The organism is Vibrio sp. YT-19(2023), assembly GCF_033337395.1.
Genome location: NZ_JAWOQN010000003.1, coordinates 40,698 through 59,147 on the forward strand (window position 1 = coordinate 40,698; position 18,450 = coordinate 59,147).

The 18,450-nt window shown below is 42.4% G+C and carries 14 protein-coding genes; 11 read left to right on the forward strand and 3 right to left on the reverse strand.

What is annotated here, in order from left to right:
• Positions 1-197: 197 nt before the first annotated feature.
• The 8 genes from R7E78_RS03330 to rmf all read left to right on the forward strand — a co-directional run bounded on the left by R7E78_RS03330 (position 198) and on the right by rmf (position 13,936).
• Positions 198-5,039: an NAD-glutamate dehydrogenase gene (locus tag R7E78_RS03330; protein WP_318057638.1), complete on the forward strand. Its 4,842-nt coding sequence runs from the start codon at positions 198-200 to the stop codon at positions 5,037-5,039.
• Between the two features lie 311 nt (positions 5,040-5,350).
• A complete protein-coding gene (gene pyrD / locus R7E78_RS03335) occupies positions 5,351-6,361 on the forward strand; it encodes a quinone-dependent dihydroorotate dehydrogenase (protein ID WP_017634281.1) in 1,011 nt (336 codons plus the stop codon).
• 168 nt (positions 6,362-6,529) lie between these two features.
• Positions 6,530-7,072, forward strand: coding sequence for a cell division protein ZapC (locus R7E78_RS03340; protein WP_005377444.1), 543 nt, complete (start codon positions 6,530-6,532; stop codon positions 7,070-7,072).
• Positions 7,073-7,558: 486 nt separating this feature from the next.
• Positions 7,559-9,679, forward strand: coding sequence for a bifunctional 23S rRNA (guanine(2069)-N(7))-methyltransferase RlmK/23S rRNA (guanine(2445)-N(2))-methyltransferase RlmL (gene rlmKL / locus R7E78_RS03345; protein WP_053350765.1), 2,121 nt, complete (start codon positions 7,559-7,561; stop codon positions 9,677-9,679).
• A gap of 21 nt (positions 9,680-9,700) precedes the next feature.
• Positions 9,701-9,943, forward strand: coding sequence for a glutaredoxin family protein (locus R7E78_RS03350; RefSeq protein WP_017821808.1), 243 nt, complete (start codon positions 9,701-9,703; stop codon positions 9,941-9,943).
• Complete coding sequence (locus R7E78_RS03355; RefSeq protein WP_054730902.1) at positions 9,921-11,840, forward strand: ABC transporter ATP-binding protein; 1,920 nt, start codon at positions 9,921-9,923, stop codon at positions 11,838-11,840. Before R7E78_RS03350 ends, R7E78_RS03355 begins: the two co-directional genes overlap by 23 nt.
• 7 nt (positions 11,841-11,847) lie before the next feature.
• Positions 11,848-13,581, forward strand: a complete 1,734-nt coding sequence (locus R7E78_RS03360; RefSeq protein WP_318057639.1) for a DUF3466 family protein — start codon at positions 11,848-11,850, stop codon at positions 13,579-13,581.
• Between the two features lie 181 nt (positions 13,582-13,762).
• Complete coding sequence (rmf, locus tag R7E78_RS03365; RefSeq protein ID WP_005377453.1) at positions 13,763-13,936, forward strand: ribosome modulation factor; 174 nt, start codon at positions 13,763-13,765, stop codon at positions 13,934-13,936.
• A 140-nt stretch (positions 13,937-14,076) separates the two neighbouring features.
• Here the strand turns inward: rmf and fabA are convergent, their stop codons facing one another.
• Positions 14,077-14,595: a bifunctional 3-hydroxydecanoyl-ACP dehydratase/trans-2-decenoyl-ACP isomerase gene (gene fabA, locus R7E78_RS03370; RefSeq protein WP_005390081.1), complete on the reverse strand. Its 519-nt coding sequence runs from the start codon at positions 14,593-14,595 to the stop codon at positions 14,077-14,079.
• Positions 14,596-14,665: 70 nt separating this feature from the next.
• A complete protein-coding gene (locus R7E78_RS03375) occupies positions 14,666-16,306 on the reverse strand; it encodes a Lon protease family protein (protein WP_318057640.1) in 1,641 nt (546 codons plus the stop codon).
• A 210-nt stretch (positions 16,307-16,516) separates the two neighbouring features.
• On the opposite strand from R7E78_RS03375, the gene matP reads away from it, so the two are divergent.
• The 3 genes from matP to R7E78_RS03390 all read left to right on the forward strand — a co-directional run bounded on the left by matP (position 16,517) and on the right by R7E78_RS03390 (position 17,731).
• On the forward strand, positions 16,517-16,966 hold the full coding sequence (gene matP, locus R7E78_RS03380) for a macrodomain Ter protein MatP (RefSeq protein ID WP_005396497.1): 450 nt from the start codon (positions 16,517-16,519) through the stop codon (positions 16,964-16,966).
• Between the two features lie 15 nt (positions 16,967-16,981).
• On the forward strand, positions 16,982-17,293 hold the full coding sequence (locus R7E78_RS03385) for a DUF3634 family protein (protein WP_005377468.1): 312 nt from the start codon (positions 16,982-16,984) through the stop codon (positions 17,291-17,293).
• A gap of 114 nt (positions 17,294-17,407) precedes the next feature.
• The gene (locus tag R7E78_RS03390) at positions 17,408-17,731 is read left to right on the forward strand and encodes a hypothetical protein (protein ID WP_025766620.1); all 324 of its coding nucleotides are present in this window, start codon (positions 17,408-17,410) and stop codon (positions 17,729-17,731) included.
• A gap of 454 nt (positions 17,732-18,185) precedes the next feature.
• Here the strand turns inward: R7E78_RS03390 and R7E78_RS03395 are convergent, their stop codons facing one another.
• Entirely contained in the window at positions 18,186-18,449 is a 264-nt protein-coding gene (locus tag R7E78_RS03395; RefSeq protein ID WP_025639948.1) for a helix-turn-helix domain-containing protein, read from the reverse strand.
• Position 18,450: the final 1 nt, after the last annotated feature.

Genomic DNA, 18,450 nt, shown 5'->3' on the forward strand with positions numbered 1-18,450 from the left:
TATTGTATTTGCAGAGAGTTAAATAGGAATCTTAGTCACAGAATCGGACATTTCACCTCTTACCACTACGATTAGTTGTTAAACATTTGTAATTATGCTTTTACAATGGGTACATGCATTACCTATGCTTAGTTTCTAAGGTAACAACCTAGCTACTAAGTCCCCCTACAACAACAATTCTAATGTGGAGTGTGAATATGACCGCGCGTGAAAATGTAGTGCCGGTTCTGCTTGAAAAGGTTTACCAACTGATTCAAGACAAACTCGAGCTTTCTCACCAAACGCTTGTAACTAAACTTGCTCAACACTTATTCAGTAACATTGCTGATGATGATCTAATTCAGCGAAACGAATCCGACCTTTATGGTGCTGTCGTTAGCCTTTGGCACCATATCAATGAAAAAAAACCAGAAGAGATTTCGGTTCGAGTATTTAACCCGACCGTAAGTCGTCAAGGCTGGCAATCCACACACACAATCGTAGAAATTGTTGTTCCAGATAGTCCATTCTTAGTGGACTCAGTCAAAATGGCTTTAGCACGTTTGGATCTTGTTTGTCACCTAATGTTGAATAACCCAACACAGATTCAGCGTGATAAAAAAGGCCAAGTTACAGACGTAAACGGTGAGGGTGGTGTTCTTCAATCACTTTTCCACATAGAGGTAGACCGCCTTACTAGTAAAGACGAGATGCAAGCGCTTAAAGAAGAGCTGTTAAGAATTCTATCTGATACTCGCTTAGTCGTTGATGACTGGAAGCAGATGGTTGATAAGCTTAAGTTTGTTACTGATGAACTTGAGAAAAATAAAGATCGTGTTTCTATCCAAACGGATCGTATGGATGAAACGATCGCATTTCTTCGTTGGCTAGAAGATCATAACTTTACCTTTATGGGTTATAAAGATTATGACTTAAAAGAGGTCAATGGTGATACCGAACTTGTTCCTGCTAAAGAAAAAGGACTAGGTCTGTTTGCTGATGACAAGCGCGTGCGTAGCGTCAAGCTCTCTGAATTATCAGATTCAGCGCGATTAGAAGCGAAAAAACCATACGCTCTGATCATCACCAAAGGTAACAAAGCATCTCGTATCCACCGTCCAGCTTATACTGATTACATCGGTATTAAAAAGTTTGATAAAAACGGTAAAGTAATAGGTGAGCATCGCTTTACTGGTTTATATACCTCCGCTGTCTACAACCAAGCGGTACAAAGTATTCCTCTGATCCGTGAAAAAGTTGACCGTATCCTTGAAGCAAGTGGATACCGTCACGGATCATACTCATACAAAGCATTGCACAATATCTTAGAAAACTACCCACGCGACGAGTTGCTTCAAGCTAATGAAGAAGAGCTGCTTGAGGTGGGAATGGGTGTTGTACAAATGCAAGATCGTGACTTGCTGCGTTTGTTTGTTCGTAAAGACCCATTTGGTCGTTTCTTCAGTTGCATGGTTTATGTCACTAAAGATCGTTACAACACAGAATTGCGTCGTCAAACTCAACGCATTCTTAAGCAGTACTTTGGTTGCGAGCAAGAGGTTGAATTTACAACGTACTTCTCAGAAAGCCCACTAGCGAGAACACATTACATTGTTCGTGTAGACAATAACAACATTGACGTAGACGTGAAAAAGATCGAGCAAAATCTAATGGAAGTTTCTACCTCTTGGGATGACAGACTAAAAGAATCCATCATTGCTAACTTTGGTGAAAGCAAAGGCCTTCCTCTTTCAAAAGAATATATGAGTGCGTTCCCTCGCTCATACAAAGAGGACATGATGCCAGGTTCTGCGGTTGCAGATATCGAGCGCTTAGAAGCGTTAAGTGATGATAATAAACTTGGCATGTTGTTCTACCGACCTCAAGAAGAGGGTGCAGATTCCAAAGCTGTCCGCTTAAAGTTATACCATCGCGATGAACCAATTCACCTTTCTGACGTAATGCCGATGTTGGAAAACCTTGGTTTGCGTGTGATTGGCGAATCGCCATATGAGATCGAGAAAAACAACGGGCAGACTTTCTGGATCCTTGACTTCTCTATGCTGCATAAGAGCGAGAAAACCGTTGACCTTCGTGAAGCTCGTGATCGTTTCCAACAAGCATTTGCTGCCATTTGGGCGGGTAATCTTGAAAGTGATGGTTTCAACCGATTGTTATTAGGTGCGTCTTTATCTGGCCGTGAGATTTCCATTCTTCGCGCTTACGCACGATACATGCGCCAAGTCGGCTTCCCATTCAGTCAGCAGTACATCGAAGATACGCTAAGCCACTACCCAGACTTAGCGACAGGTCTAGTCAAGCTGTTCACCAAGCGATTTGATCCGAAACACAAAGGCAGCGAGAAAGGCCAAAACGATCTAATTAAAAAGCTAACAGAGCAGTTGGATCGTGTAGAGAGCTTGGATGATGATCGTATTATTCGTCGTTATATTGAAATGATCATGGCGACGCTTCGTACCAACTACTACCAAGTAGACGAGAATAAGCAGCCTAAGCCTTGGTTATCTTTGAAAATGAAGCCAAGCGATATTCCTGAGATTCCGCAGCCTGTACCTGCATTCGAGATCTTTGTTTACGCACCAGATATTGAAGGTGTTCACCTTCGTGGTGGAAAAGTGGCTCGTGGTGGTTTGCGTTGGTCAGATCGTCAAGAAGACTTCCGTACGGAGATTCTTGGCTTAGTAAAAGCGCAACAGGTTAAGAACACTGTAATTGTACCAGTGGGTGCAAAAGGCGGCTTCGTTTGTAAACGCCAGCCATCTCTCACCACTCGTGATGAAATTTTTGCGGAAGGTCAGCGTTGTTACAAACGCTTTATCCGTGCACTGCTAGATGTGTCAGATAACATCATTGAAGGAGAGGTGGTACCACCACAAAACGTTGTTCGTCACGATGAAGATGACCCATATCTAGTAGTGGCTGCCGATAAAGGCACAGCAACCTTCTCAGATTTGGCAAACTCTGTTTCTGCAGAATACAACTTCTGGTTAGGTGACGCATTCGCTTCAGGTGGTTCAAACGGTTACGATCACAAAGCAATGGGTATCACCGCAAAAGGTGGTTGGGAATCTGTTAAACGTCACTTCCGTGAAATGGGCATCAACTGTCAGACCACTGATTTTACTGCAATCGGTGTAGGTGATATGGCAGGTGACGTGTTCGGTAACGGTATGCTGTTATCGAAGCATATTCGATTGCAAGCTGCGTTTAACCACATGCACATCTTTATTGATCCAAATCCAGATTCAGCCAGCAGCTGGGAAGAGCGTAACCGCTTGTTTAATTTGCCAAGATCAAGCTGGGAAGATTACAACAAAGACTTGATCTCTCAAGGTGGTGGCATCTTCTCTCGTCGATCAAAATCGATCCAGTTGACGCCAGAAATTCAGAAAATGTTAGGTACGAAGAAAGCATCTTTAGCGCCTAACGATCTGATAAAGATGATCTTGAAAATGAAAGTCGATCTTCTTTGGAATGGTGGTATCGGCACTTACGTTAAATCATCGACAGAAACTCATACAGATGTTGGTGACCGTGCTAACGACATGCTGCGCATTGACGGCCGTGACTTAAGAGCCAAAGTGGTTGGTGAAGGTGGTAACTTGGGTATGACTCAGCTTGGTCGTATCGAATACGCACTAACTGGCGGTCGAGTGAACACGGACTTCGTTGATAACGTAGGTGGCGTTGACTGTTCGGATAATGAAGTCAACATCAAGATCTTCCTCAATGGACTGGTTTCAAATGGCGATCTTACGGTTAAGCAACGTAACCAAATTCTAGAGTCTATGGAAGACGAAGTGGGTGAAATTGTCTTGGATGATGCTTACCGTCAGTCGGAGTCGATCTCTGTTACTGAACAGCAAGGTGTTGGCATTGTTAAGGAGCAAATTCGATTCATCCACACTATGGAGAAAGCAGGGTACTTGGATCGTGCTCTCGAATACATTCCTGATGATGAAACGCTAATCGAGCGTGAAAAACAGGGACTAGGTCTGACTCGCCCTGAGCTATCAGTGTTAGTTGCCTACGGTAAAATGGTACTTAAACAGCAACTTGTTACGGATGAAATCGCAAATGATGAATTCCATGCAAAACAACTTGTTGAATATTTCCCAAGTGCGTTACGACGTAACTATAAAGATCAAATGGTTAATCACCCACTGCGAGCTGAAATTATAGCTACAGCATTGGCTAACCAGATGGTTAATGAAATGGGCTGTAACTTCGTTACTCGTTTGCAAGAAGAAACTGGTGCAAGTGTTGTCGATATTGCCAATGCTTACAGTGCGGCTAGAGAAATCTTTGATTTAGAAGCAATCCTCAAGCAAACTCGCAAACTTGATAACGTTGCGACAGCGCAAGCTCAATACGAAATTATGTTTTACGTGCGCCGAGCACTACGTCGAATTGCACGCTGGTTGCTTCGTAACCGTAGCGGCAAATGCACGGTCGGTGAGTTGATTGCTATCTACAAGCAAGATGTCAATGTTATCACTGAAACCCTAGACACTATGTTAGTTGAGTCTGAAGTTGAAGAACACAATGACTTGGCTCAAGGTTGGATAGAGAAAGGGGTTGAAGAGAAACTCGCTCACCAAGTTGCCCGCTTATCAAGCTTACAATCTGCACTGGATATTTCATCAGTGGCAAGTGAAACAGGTAAAACGGTTGAGCAAGCATCGAAACTCTACTTTAACTTGGGTGACCGTTTATCGTTGCATTGGTTCTTGAAGCAAATTAATAGCCAAGCCGTTGATAACAACTGGCAAGCACTTGCAAGAGCGGCATTCCGTGAAGATCTGGACTGGCAACAACGTCAACTTACCGCTCAGGTACTGAATTGTGGCTGCTCAACCGAAGAGCTTGATGTGATGGCTGCGTTAGAAGATTGGATTGAAACTAACGAGCAATCGTTGCACCGCTGGGAGAGTATCTTAAACGAGTTCAAAGTTGGCTCAGTACACGAATTTGCTAAGTTCTCTGTAGCACTTCGAGAGCTAGTACTTTTAAACCTCAACTGCTCATCGAAAGAGTAGTGGAATAATCAAGTCATAAGTAAAAGCCTCGTTATTTAACGGGGCTTTTTATTATCTATTATTCACATTTGGAACGAAAATAGTTACATTGTCACATTGAGTTGAAATTAAAACAGAGTGAAATCGATTGCTTTTAAGCGGTTAGTTACGATTTTTATAGCAGAAACTTGATTGTAATTGTTTGTTTTATATTTGAAAACCTTATAAAGATATAGGTTTTTACTTATTACGTTCATTTTCATTGAATTACGATGAAAAACGGTAAATAATATTGTCCCGTTTATACGGGGCTTTTTTCTTTCGGAGGCACAATGCTTTACCGTCTAGCCAGAACTGGCTTTTTCCAACTCGATGCCGAGAAGGCACATGATCTTGCAATCAAGAACTTCCAACGCTTTAACGGCACACCACTTGATCTCTTTTACCGCCAACAGTTACCAACTCGTCCAGTTGAGTGTATGGGTCTAACATTCCGTAACCCTGTTGGTCTTGCGGCTGGTTTAGATAAGAACGGCGAATGTATTGAAGCATTTGATGCCATGGGCTTTGGCTTTGTCGAAGTCGGCACTGTAACGCCACGACCACAACCAGGTAATGATAAACCACGCTTATTCCGTTTAGTGGAAGCAGAGGGGATCATCAACCGCATGGGCTTTAATAACCTAGGCGTTGATAATTTGATCGAGAATGTTAAACGAGCAAAATTCAATTGTGTTCTCGGAATTAACATCGGTAAAAATAAAGATACGCCAATTGAGAAAGGGGCAGAGGACTACCTGATTTGTATGGAAAAAGTGTATGAGTATGCTGGCTATATTGCAGTAAACATCTCATCGCCAAACACTCCAGGTCTTCGTTCACTTCAATATGGTGAAGCGCTTGATGAACTGCTTTCCGAATTAAAGGCGAAACAAGCGGAGTTATCAGAGAAATACAACAAGTATGTCCCGTTAGCATTAAAGATTGCGCCAGATTTAAGTGACGATGAAATCTGCCAAATCTGCGATTCTTTATTGAAAAACAATATAGATGGTGTGATCGCGACTAACACAACTTTGGATCGCACGATCGTAGAAGGGATGAAACACGCCAATGAGGCAGGTGGCTTGAGTGGTCGCCCTGTGCAATCACGCTCTACGGAGGTCGTACGTAAGCTTCATGAAGAGCTTGGAGACAAACTTCCAATTATCGGTGTTGGTGGTGTAGATTCCTATGTTGCAGCCAAAGAAAAGATCATGGCAGGCGCTAAACTTGTTCAAGTCTACACTGGCTTTATTTACCACGGCCCAGGTCTCGTACGTGATATTGTTAAGAATCTTTAACATATACATCAAAAACTACTGAAAAATCAGTACCTGTTACATAAAAAAGAGGACTTTGTTTCCTCTTTTTTTTTATCCGTTCGTTTGTAGAATTGAAAAATCACGAGTAGGTAATTAAGCGTCTTACCTCTTTACCACTGATTTAACTAGTCAAGAGAGAACGGAATAATGCTTAAACCCAGCGACAAATGGAATTGGTATTTTGACGAGCAAAAAGCTTGCTTAATGCTGGATCTGGGGGAGGAAATGATTTTCCAAACCAATCTATCCCGAAAATTGTTGGTTAACTGTGCCTTCTCAAACAGTGAATTTACCGTTGATGACGCCAGCGCATTTCAAACGTTTAATGAGCGCATTCGCTGTCTCGATATCAGTGAATATCGCCAAGCTGAATTAACACTGTATTGTGTTGCTGCAAAGCGTTTTCATAAACCTGTACAGCCTAAGAGCTGGTTCTTCGATGCACAGTCCTCTGATTATGAACCTCAAGAAGGGGACATGGTCTTTCTCACAAATCAATATTCTGATGGTATGTTCATCGTTCTAGAACCAGGCGAAACATCGAGCTTATGTGCTTATGTTAACCAAGAAGCCTTTGTTCTTGATGGCAATAAGGCGCTTCAATTTGGGCAGCCGATTAAAGTAATGCATGATCGCATGGCTTGTGCAAACCACCTCTTTGCAATGACCCCTATGGCAATGGTGGGTTAAAGCTGTTTAATTTTTCTTTATTTCGTTCCTTTGTTTGCCTTAATCGACCTTATTGGGTCGATTTTTTTTGTCCTTTCCTCTGACACTCCAATCCGAAAGACCATGAAACTGTTTGTTTTCTATGCATGCAAACATGAAGCTGGTCACTTTTATTTTACTTATTTCAATTTGATTACTCCTTTAATTAGGCAACCTAGCGCCTAAAACAACCCTATTTATTCCCCTATAAAGGGTATTTGTAAGTAATTTACATCAACCAATCCCTACTGGTATATACCAAAATGCATGTAAATAAGTATTCACTTCTTCTAAAGGAAACAAAATACGTTCATGAATGAAAAACATTCAAACTAAAGATGTTGAAAGTTTTAGATCATTTGAGTGGTGATGATTTGAACTAACGGGTGGGAAAATACCTTTAAAAACGAGGCATTGATCGTAAAGTCAGGTATAATTGAAGCCATTTTTTATCAGCGAAAGAACACTATGAATCAATATCTCGCGGTAACTTCAAATGGCATGGAAAATTTGCTTGTTGAAGAACTGACTAAACTAGGCATTGAAAATGCGAAACCAGTACAGGCAGGCGTAAAATTTAAAGCGACAAACGAACAGGTTTATCGCTGTTGTTTGTGGAGCCGTTTAGCGTCTCGATTTGTACGTGTTTTATCTGAGTTCACGTGTAACAACGACATGGACTTGTATCTATCCACTTCCACTATTAACTGGGTTAACCAATTTCATAGCTCTAAACGCTTTGTTGTGGACTTTAACGGCACAAACCGTGAGATTAGAAATAGCCAATACGGAGCTATGAAGGTCAAAGATGGCATCGTAGATTGCTTTGAGAACAAAGGCTTGCCACGTCCTAATATCAGCAAAGAACGCCCAGATATTCGTATTCACGTTCGTTTGCATAAAGATAAAGCGTTGCTTGGGGTAGACATGGTAGGTAGTGGTCTTCATCAGCGTGGTTATCGACCAGAATCGGGTCGTGCGCCATTACGTGAAACGCTTGCTTCTGCGATTATCATGCGTTGTGGCTGGGATGGGCATCAACCATTACTCGATCCAATGTGTGGTTCTGGTACTTTGCTTATTGAAGCGGCAATGATGGCAGCCAACATGGCACCTGGCGTTAAGCGCAAACAATGGGGCTTCGAAGTTTTGGAAGACTTTGAACCGGAGACCTGGGCTGAGATTAAATCAGAGGCTAATGTTCAAGCTAGACGAGGTGTCAAGAAAGTTGACGCTAAGTTTTTTGGATTCGATAACGACCCCAAAGTATTAAAAGTCGCTCAAGAAAACGCCCGCAGAGCAGGTGTTGAAGAGTTGATTGAGTTTGCGCAAGGTGATGCTGCAACTATTACTCGTCCCGCAGGATTTGAACACGGTGTTATCGTTTCAAACCCACCTTACGGTGAGCGTCTAGGAACTGAGCCGGGGCTGATTGCGCTCTATACCGCGTTCGGTGGACAGCTAAAATCTGAGTTTGGCGGATGTAAAGCATCTATCTTCTCTAGCTCAGACGAGCTCTTGAGTTGCCTTCGTATGCGCGCTGATAAACAGTTTAAATTGAACAATGGTGCGTTACCGTGTCACCAAAAGAACTACAGCATTGCCGAGCGCAGCGCTGATGAAGTTAAAGGTGCAGATACTAACGTTCAAATCGCACCAGACTTCTCAAACCGTTTGAAGAAAAACATTGGCAAGATTGGCAAGTGGGCGCGTAAAGAGAAACTAGACTGCTATCGTATCTACGATGCAGACCTTCCAGAATACAACGTAGCGATCGACGTGTACGGCGATCAAATTGTGATTCAAGAGTACGCAGCACCTAAGAACATCCCTGAAGAAAAAGCCAAGCGTCGTCTAACGGACATTATCCGTGCGACGATTCAGGTGACCGGTGTCGAAGCGAACAAAGTTGTACTGAAAGTTCGTGAGAAGCAGAAAGGTCGAAGCCAGTACCAAAAATTAGGTCAGGTATCAGAGACGCTCGAAGTAAACGAGTACGGTGTGAAGCTGATCGTGAACCTTCATGACTACCTAGACACAGGCCTGTTCTTGGATCATAAGATCACTCGTCGTCGTCTTGGCGAAATGGCACAGGGTAAAGATTTCCTTAACTTGTTTGCTTACACTGGTAGTGCAACAGTGCACGCTGCAGTTGGTGGTGCGCGTTCCACTACAACTGTCGATATGTCAAACACCTACTTGAACTGGGCGAAAGACAATATGCAGCTTAATGGCTGTGTAGGGCGCCAACATAAATATGAACAAGCGGACTGTTTGCAATGGCTAGAAAACGCAAAAGGTGAGTACGACTTGATCTTTATTGACCCACCTACGTTCTCTAACTCTAAGCGTATGGAAACATCATTCGATGTACAACGTGACCACATTAAGCTAATGAAGAACCTCAAACGTTTACTGAGAAGTGAAGGCACAATCGTATTTTCAAATAACAAACGTCACTTCAAGATGGATGAAGAATCACTCGCTGAATTGGGTTTGAAGGCTCAGAATATTTCTTCTCAAACGTTACCATTAGATTTTGCGCGTAATAAACAGATTCATAACTGTTGGCTAGTAACGCACGCGTAGTATAAACAAAAGGATTAATACGTGCTGATATTGTATAGCACGGAGGGATGCCATCTTTGTGAGATGGCATTTGCTCTAGTAGACCAAGTCGGTTTGGCCGAGCAAACAGATATCATTGATATTGCGTTCGATGATGTACTATTTTCTCGTTACGGCGTCACAATACCCGTATTAAAATATCAAGATTCTGAGTTGAACTGGCCGTTTGACTTAGAACAACTCACACATTGGTTGGATAATAATGGCATTACTTACCATTCATAACGCACAACTTGCATTTGGTGACCACCCATTGCTAGACAAAGCGGAGTTCGCCCTTCAAGAAAACGAACGCGTTTGTTTAGTTGGTCGTAACGGAGCAGGTAAGTCCACGTTAATGAAAGTGCTTGCCGGCGACATTTTGTTGGATGATGGCAAGATTCAAATAACTCAAGACGTAGTAGTTTCTCGGCTTGAACAAGATCCACCGCGCAATCAAGAGGGTACAGTTTACGAATACGTATCTGGCGGTTTGGCTGAAATCGGCGAACAATTGAAGATCTATCACGATCTTCTCGATCTTGTTGCTCAAGACCCAAGTGAGAAGAACATTAACCGTTTGGCGAAAGTTCAAGAGCAACTTGATCATTCTAACGCTTGGCGCTTTGATGACCGTGTTAAGAACGTACTTGGCTCTTTAAAACTAAGCCCAGAAACCAAACTGACCGATCTATCCGGTGGCTGGCAACGTAAAGCTGCTTTAGCTCGTGCGCTGGTTTGTGATCCTGATGTATTGCTTCTTGATGAACCAACAAACCATCTCGATGTGACAACGATCGAATGGTTAGAGAACTTCTTAAAAGACTTCAAAGGCTCGATCATCTTTATTTCTCACGACCGTGCATTCATCAAGTCGATGGCGACACGCATCGTTGACTTAGATCGCGGTCAATTAGCTTCTTTCCCTGGTAATTACGAACAGTATTTGAATGACAAAGAAGAAATGCTTCGCGTCGAAGAAATGCAAAATGCTGAGTTCGATAAGAAACTAGCTCAGGAAGAAGTGTGGATTCGTCAAGGCATTAAAGCACGTCGTACTCGTAATGAAGGCCGTGTTCGAGCCCTTAAAAAGCTTCGTGAAGAGCGTCGTGACCGTCGTGAAGTTCAAGGTAAAGTTAACCTAAACATCGATGATGCTTCTCGTTCAGGTAAGATTGTATTTGAAGCAGAAAATGTATCTTTTGCTTACGAAGGCAAGACAATTGTCGACGACTTTAGCTTTAACATCATGCGTGGTGACCGTATTGCACTTATCGGACCAAATGGCTGCGGTAAGAGTACGGTACTTAAATTGCTACTAGGGCAATTGGAAGCGCAGTCTGGTCGTTTACACTGCGGAACAAAATTAGAAGTCGCGTACTTTGATCAGTACCGAGAGATTTTGGATCCAGAAAAGACAGTGATCGATAACTTAGCGGATGGGAAACAAGAAGTAATGGTTGGGGGACGTCAGCGTCATGCGCTGAGTTATCTTCAAGACTTCTTATTTGCACCTAAGCGCGCCAGAACCCCGGTTAAGGCACTTTCTGGTGGTGAGAAAAACCGATTATTGCTAGCCCGTATCTTGTTGAAACCAAACAACTTACTTATTCTTGATGAACCAACTAACGATTTGGATATCGAAACGTTGGAACTTTTAGAAGAAATGCTTGCCAATTATCAGGGTACATTATTGTTAGTGAGTCACGACCGTGAGTTCGTAGACAACACAGTAACAACAAGCTGGATTTTTGAGGGTAACGGTATAATCGAAGAGTTCGTTGGTGGTTATCATGATGCTAAACAACAGCGTGACCAAGTTCTTGCTTCGCGCAGTCAGGTTGAAAAACCAACGAAGAAAGAGAAAGTGGTTGAGGAAACTCCCAAAACTACGCAACCTAAGAACAATTCGAAGAAGTTATCGTATAAGCTGCAAAGAGAATTAGAGGCTCTACCAGCTAAACTTGAACAATTAGAGTCGGATATCGAGAGCCTTCAGGAGCAAGTGAACGATCCAGAGTTCTTTGCTAAACCTGTAGAGCAAACTCAGCCGGTATTGGAACAGCTTGCTGCACTAGAGCAGGAGTTGGAAATCGCATTCGAGAGATGGGAAGAACTCGAAGCAATGCAACAGGATAGTTAAGAATTCAATGAATTGTAGTAATAAATTCAAATTGACCGCCATTGCAATGATGGTTGGTACCACAATGAACGCACAGGCGGCATTGTATCAAGTTGTTGAGGTTTCACCTCAGGATCATGGTTCAAACGGTGACTACCAAACGGCTTACGGGGTTGCAATTCAACAGGGCGATGCAGGTACAGATCCTTCAACAGGTTCACCTTTCGCTTCAGGCTGCTTTGATGCAGCAGCAAACTGCACGCCAGAGCAGTTTAAACTTGCAATGGAAACTCGCACTACACCGATTTCAGCGACACAAGCCGTGGATGGGAACAGCTATCGTGAAGAAATCCCATTCGGATTAGACGCTGGCTTTTATTACATCCAAGAACTCAAAGACTTTGAGCGTTACTGTTACAACCAGCTTCGCTATTCCACCTGTGACTCTTGGGCCTCAGTAAACTGGACGCCGTGGAATAAAGAACGTAGTAAAGACTTTACTTCTAATGCGTTAGCGTTCATAGAAGAAGATTCTGCTGCTTATAAAAATGAATATAACAATGTTATCAACCAGCTTACCGAGGATGGTGCAGCTGTCGGTAATCAGAGTAAAGTTAGCACAGAAAATGCTTCTACATTAGAAACACGAAATACCGTAGTTGCACCAGTAGAGCCAAATATTCTTACTGGCGATAGTGACGCAAGTGTTGTGCAAAGCCATGCTTGGAGCACAGACGGCATTTTTACTGTTGGCAGTGTTTCTCGAACAGCAAGCAATACCAATGGATCTCACCATACATCAAAAGCAGCGATTTGGGATCAAAGCGGAACCGTCAGTGAATTGGCTTGGCCAAGTGGCACATCTAAAGATGGAGAAAGGTTAGCTCAAGGGAGCATGCGTGACCTTGTCACTGATGGAACTACGGTCTATGGCGTAGGTTACAACACTTACAGTGATGATAACTACCTGAATGCGACTGTTTTTGTCGGAACTCTAGAAGCCGAAGGTAGCGTTGAAAACGCAACTTGGAAAAATAAAGTTGTTGTAGGAGCTAGACAGCGCGAAGGTGATGATACGGTTCATACAAACTCACGATTAACCGACGTTAACTCTAATTTTGTTGCTATTGGTGAAGCGAAACGTTCGGGCGGATACTTAATGCCAACGGGCTCTGCTCCGAATCGTCTCTTTATCGTAGATGATGTTCGTAAGGATTCTATTAGCGCTTTTTACCCAACTACTGGCATTTTCTTTAGCGGTGCGGGCGGTAAGATGGGCGGTATCAACTCTTACAATGAAATCGTCGGGCAACTTGATGCGGAAACGACTCGTGAAGACGATGGCAAGCCACGTCGTAAGCGCGGTTTTATCTATCCATATAGCCTAGGTGGCGAGACTAGTGAACGTGCTGCAACATTGTTTAATGGAAAAGCTTGGTTCCTAGACAGTTTGACTAATGGCGGTGATTACTCTGAACAAAACAATCAGTTCCGTATTATCGACGCAACTGATATTAATGATGCAGGTGTGATCTCTGGTACTGCTATGAAATGTGCAGGTGGTTATAGCACAACAGCAAACAATGCGACATGTAGCTCTGAAGAGCAAATTGTAGCAGTCAAACTAGTACCTATTGCTGACGCAACTAAGGACGACATCGTATCTCGAAGCATTGACTCAACGACGACAGAGCGTCAAGGTGCAGGCCTTGGTTGGTTAGCTTTGACCATGCTTGGATTGTTTGGGTTCCGTAGAAAATAGTTAAAAATCGTCAGTAATTTTTAAATCAAGCAGAGGCTCACACATTTGAGTCTCTGCTTTTTTTATGCCTTGAGAAATTGCCTACTTTGATCGATTCTTATAAGTGGAGTCATAAAAACTCCATCAAAGTTTCACAATAACAGCTGTACGTTAGTAAATGGACCTGTATGAGGAATTAACTATGAAGAGACAAAAGCGTGATCGCCTAGAACGAGCTCAATCTCAAGGCTACAAAGCTGGGTTGAATGGAAGGTCTCAAGAGGCTTGCCCATATCAACAAGTTGATGCTCGGTCGTATTGGTTAGGTGGTTGGCGTGATGCCAGAGATGAAAGACAATCTGGTCTCTACAAATAAACTCTCCACATACAAAAAGAAGGATTCGAAAGGGCTCTACGGAGCCTTTTCTACATTATAGGGACATAGGGAAGTAGGTTAACACTGGATAACAAAAAGGCTCCTAAATAGGAGCCTTAATAAATCGATTAAAATCGAGATTAGAAGCTTGAAGTATCTTGGAACAAGCCAACTTTCAAATCTTTTGCTACGTAGATTTCTTTGCCGTCCACACATACACGACCGTCAGCCAAACCCATCACAAGCTTACGGTTTACAACGCGTTTCATGTGGATTTCGTACGTCACTTTTTTCGCTGTTGGCAGGATCTGACCTGTAAACTTCACTTCGCCAACACCCAGAGCACGACCTTTTCCTTTGCCACCAACCCAGCCAAGGAAGAAACCAACAAGTTGCCACATCGCATCAAGGCCAAGACAACCCGGCATTACAGGGTCGCCAGGGAAGTGGCAGTCAAAGAACCACAAATCTGGAGTAATATCCAATTCCGCCAAGATCAAACCTTTACCAAAATCGCCTTCAGTCTCAGACATTTTAGTAACACGATCCATCATTAGCATGTTTGGCGCAGGAAGCTGAGGGTAACCAGGCCCAAACAGTTCGCCTTGGCTAGAAGCAAGTAGATCGTCACGGTTATAAGAATCACGTTTGTTTTGCATTATCAATTACTCCAATTTTTGATAGCTGCATCTTAGTGAACACGTGTACGCTAAACAACTCCGATCAGTACTAGACAAACCAGTTTTTGATGCGCTGCACAATTCCTTCTGGATGCTCATGTCTTTCAAAGTTTTCAATACGTTCCGCTATTTTGCCAATAATGCTATCGTCTTCACCTCTAAAAGGTTTATTCATTACAATCGGAATAGCTTCATCTACGGTAGAAACGGACCAAATATGGAACTCACCATTTTTAATGCTTTCTATTACATCTTTATGTAATGCAAGGTGTTTAAGGTTTGATTTTGGCATCACAACACCTTGATTTCCTGTAAAACCTTGATGTTTACAAACCTGATAAAAGCCTTCAATTTTTTCGTTCAAGCCACCGACGGCTTGCACTCGACCAAACTGATCAACAGCTCCTGTAACAGCAACTTGTTGATTAATTGGAGATTCAGATAAAGCACTCACCAAGCAACAAAGTTCTGCAAGAGATGCACTGTCACCATCAACTTCACTATAAGACTGTTCAAATACGATGGAGGCAGAGTAAGGCAGTGGTTCATCCAGTTTCAGAGCAGAGCTCAAGAAAGCTTGCATAATCATCATGCCTTTTGCATGTAGATTGCCTCCAAGCTCAGCTTTGCGCTCAACATCGGAAACATCGCCATCACCAAAATGAATTACACAAGATATTCGTGCAGGCTCACCATAGCTGACAGGGTGCCCAGCCATATCAATAACGGTTAGGCCATTGATTTGACCAACTTGTTCCCCAGTTGTCTCAATGATGACTTGGCCATCTAAAATATCGTACACGGCACGCTGAGGAAGGTAAGATTCTCGGTAATACTTGTCGTCAATCGCTTTATCTAACGACTTGTAATCTAATGCTCGGCCATCACTGAACTGGCTGGCAAGCGTTAGAAGTTGAGAGTGCCACATTACTCCTAAAGGCAGATAATGTTGATCTTCAGTAAATCTCATACCGGCCAGCAACAATCTTCTAAAACCACATTCGGTTAAGTGAGGCAGCTGATATTGAGAACATATCCAGTTCACCAAACCAAAGTAATCTGTCAAATTCTGCTCTGACAGATGAATATCTTCTTCAACTTCCGTATACATGGCAAAGCCAGAACAAAAGTCTTCATCGATGTATTCTAGCTCTGCTAACTGACCTCTTTCTCCTGTTACAATCAGTTTTACATCATAAGCTTTAGCTTGCGGTACTGAAGTAGGTAAACGAGTAGGGCTTAGGTTCAGTGGCTCGATAAGGTTTTGTTGAATTGCAGACTTTATATTTGGCCAAAGTCCTGGGTTAGCCAAAATTAGATTAGCCGGTACAATTAAGTAACCGCTATCTGCCTGTGAAATTAAGCCAGGTTGGAAGGCAATATCACCACTTAAATCGACACTGTAACGGTCAAATAAGCGTTTGGCATCAAGTGATTCCGACAAAACAATCGCAGCGTTAGACTGGCTCTGAAGAGCTTTACTGATGAACTCTCTATAGACAGAATTATCTACGCAGTTAATGAGTAGTACTCGCGTCAATCCAGAAATTTTTGAAAAACGAGATATCGTTGCCGACATTCTCGGTTGGAGCTCAGTAAAAGACTTCTTTGGTAACGAAGGTGCAGACTTTAAAAGTGCTTCGTACTGCTCAAGTGAAGGTGTTACGTCTTGCCAATTAAGTTGGTTCATTAAAATTCATCGTAATTCAATCTTGCCGACATTATAACGAAACGGACTATAACACCCTAGCACCAATTTGGTTTGCTCTCGGCATTCATCTCTCAATGAACAATACTTAGACAAATGAGTGATCAACATCGATACTTCTAAGAGTTTTATTTGCCCAAGTAAACCATCTGGGTTACGCTGTCACTAGGTTATGTTTATGGGTCGGAACAAATGAAATATCAGCAGCTTGAGAATCTAGAATGTGGGTGGAAATGGAAGTATCTCATCAAAAAATGGAAAGATGGTGAAGCGATTACCCGACATATTGATACAAGCGAAGCAGATGCAGCGGTCGCAGAACTAAAACGCCTTGAACACGAGCCTACACTTGTCTTAGCTTGGATAGAAAACCACATGTCAGAAGAGTTAGATAATAAACTCAAGCAGGCTATCCGAGCGAAACGGAAACGTCACTTCAATGCAGAGCAAGTCCATACAAAGAAGAAATCCATTGATTTAGATTACCGAGTTTGGGAAAAGCTTTCTAGTAGAGCGAATGAACTTGGTTGTACGTTATCTGACGCAATTGAATATTTGCTTTCCGAAGCGTCGAGAAGTGAAAAAGCGAGTCAAAAAGTTACCTCAATTAAAGAGGATTTGAGTAAATTGCTATCTAGCTAGGATAGGGAGTGCCAAATGTTATATGTAATCTTAATTGCAGCCATCGTGATCTTTTGGTTGATCGCAGTCGATAGGCCGGTGTTAAAAGTAAAGTTCGATAATGGCCATATTAGTAACGTAAAAGGGCATCTACCTCCTTCTTTCAAACACAACTTACAGGATATTAGTGAGCATAACCCGTTTACTGGTGAAATGAAGGTGTATAGCCAACGAACAGGAATGCGCTTAAGCTTTTCCAAAGGCATTCCCAAAAAAGTTCAACAGAGGATTCGTAACGTTTTTCCGCACCAGGGCTTCAAAGCAAACAAAGGCAAGAAGCGCGCTTAATTACATATCAGTTACTTCATCATGTTAAATGGGACGCAATGTGGCGTCCCATTTTCGTATCTACAGAAAAATTACTTATCATCGAACAATCAACAACATAAACGGACCAAAACGATGAGATACGTTGTAACTTTAATGGTATTGATCTTTGCAAGTAATTCAGTTTTTGCTGACGATTCAGAAACGAACCTGTTGGCTAAAAAGATTAAGACTAAGCTTCAAAAGAAAGTAGACAATAAGTTTGATGGCTATCAAGGTTATTGTGACGTCATGATAGAAATGGAGCACAAAAGTAAAAACGCAGTAATAAAAAGAGTAACCAGCAGTGGTGACCAAAAAGTGTGTAGGTACGTTAAGTCCAACTTGAAGAAAGGAAAACGCTATCGTTACAAATACCCCGAAAAGTACATTCGCCTCCATATAACCACAGGCTTATAAATGTTTCAGAACGCAACTGAGCTCGTGATTTTTGGCAGATTTCGTTGCGGAGCGATTAGAGCGTTTAGCTGATTTTTGCTGTTGTACGAGGCGAGTATGAAAGGCTTTTTTGTTTGGTAGCGCTTAAGTTAGTAATCGTGATGCCATTGAATGGCAAATTCAGTGAGTTGGCCATCATCACCATACATAGATTGATTCAGGTGCTTACGGAAGAACACGCCAGTAAGTCGAGGACTAAGCGCGCATCAATTTTCAATAAGAGATTTGATTTGCTTCGTAAGCATAACCACAAACCAAACTAGCGATTGCAAGTCCACAGAAACCTCGGTTAAAGCTTCAAAAGCAAACAATGTTGTTAATCTTAGGATGACATTTTAAAGTAGCTAAAACCGGACATTATTGCTTTGAGATCCCACCCCTTGGTACGCATTATATGTGAAAGGGTTAATATAGGCTAGGCGGGGGCGCCTGCTTGTAAGGCATTGATTAAGCGGGGATTATTGTACTTATCATCTATCAAACCGAACACCAAATTTTGATCATCTAGTTCCAGTAAGTCAGCGATTTTAAAGGCTATTTCCCAATCCATAGAACAGCTACCCGCGCGCCAGTGGGCTACGCGACTACGACCAACGCCAAGTTTCTGAGCTAGTTTGTAGTCTGAGCCCAGTTCGTACTTAGCTTTTACTCTGTCTAAAAGTATGTTTGTGTAGTTCATT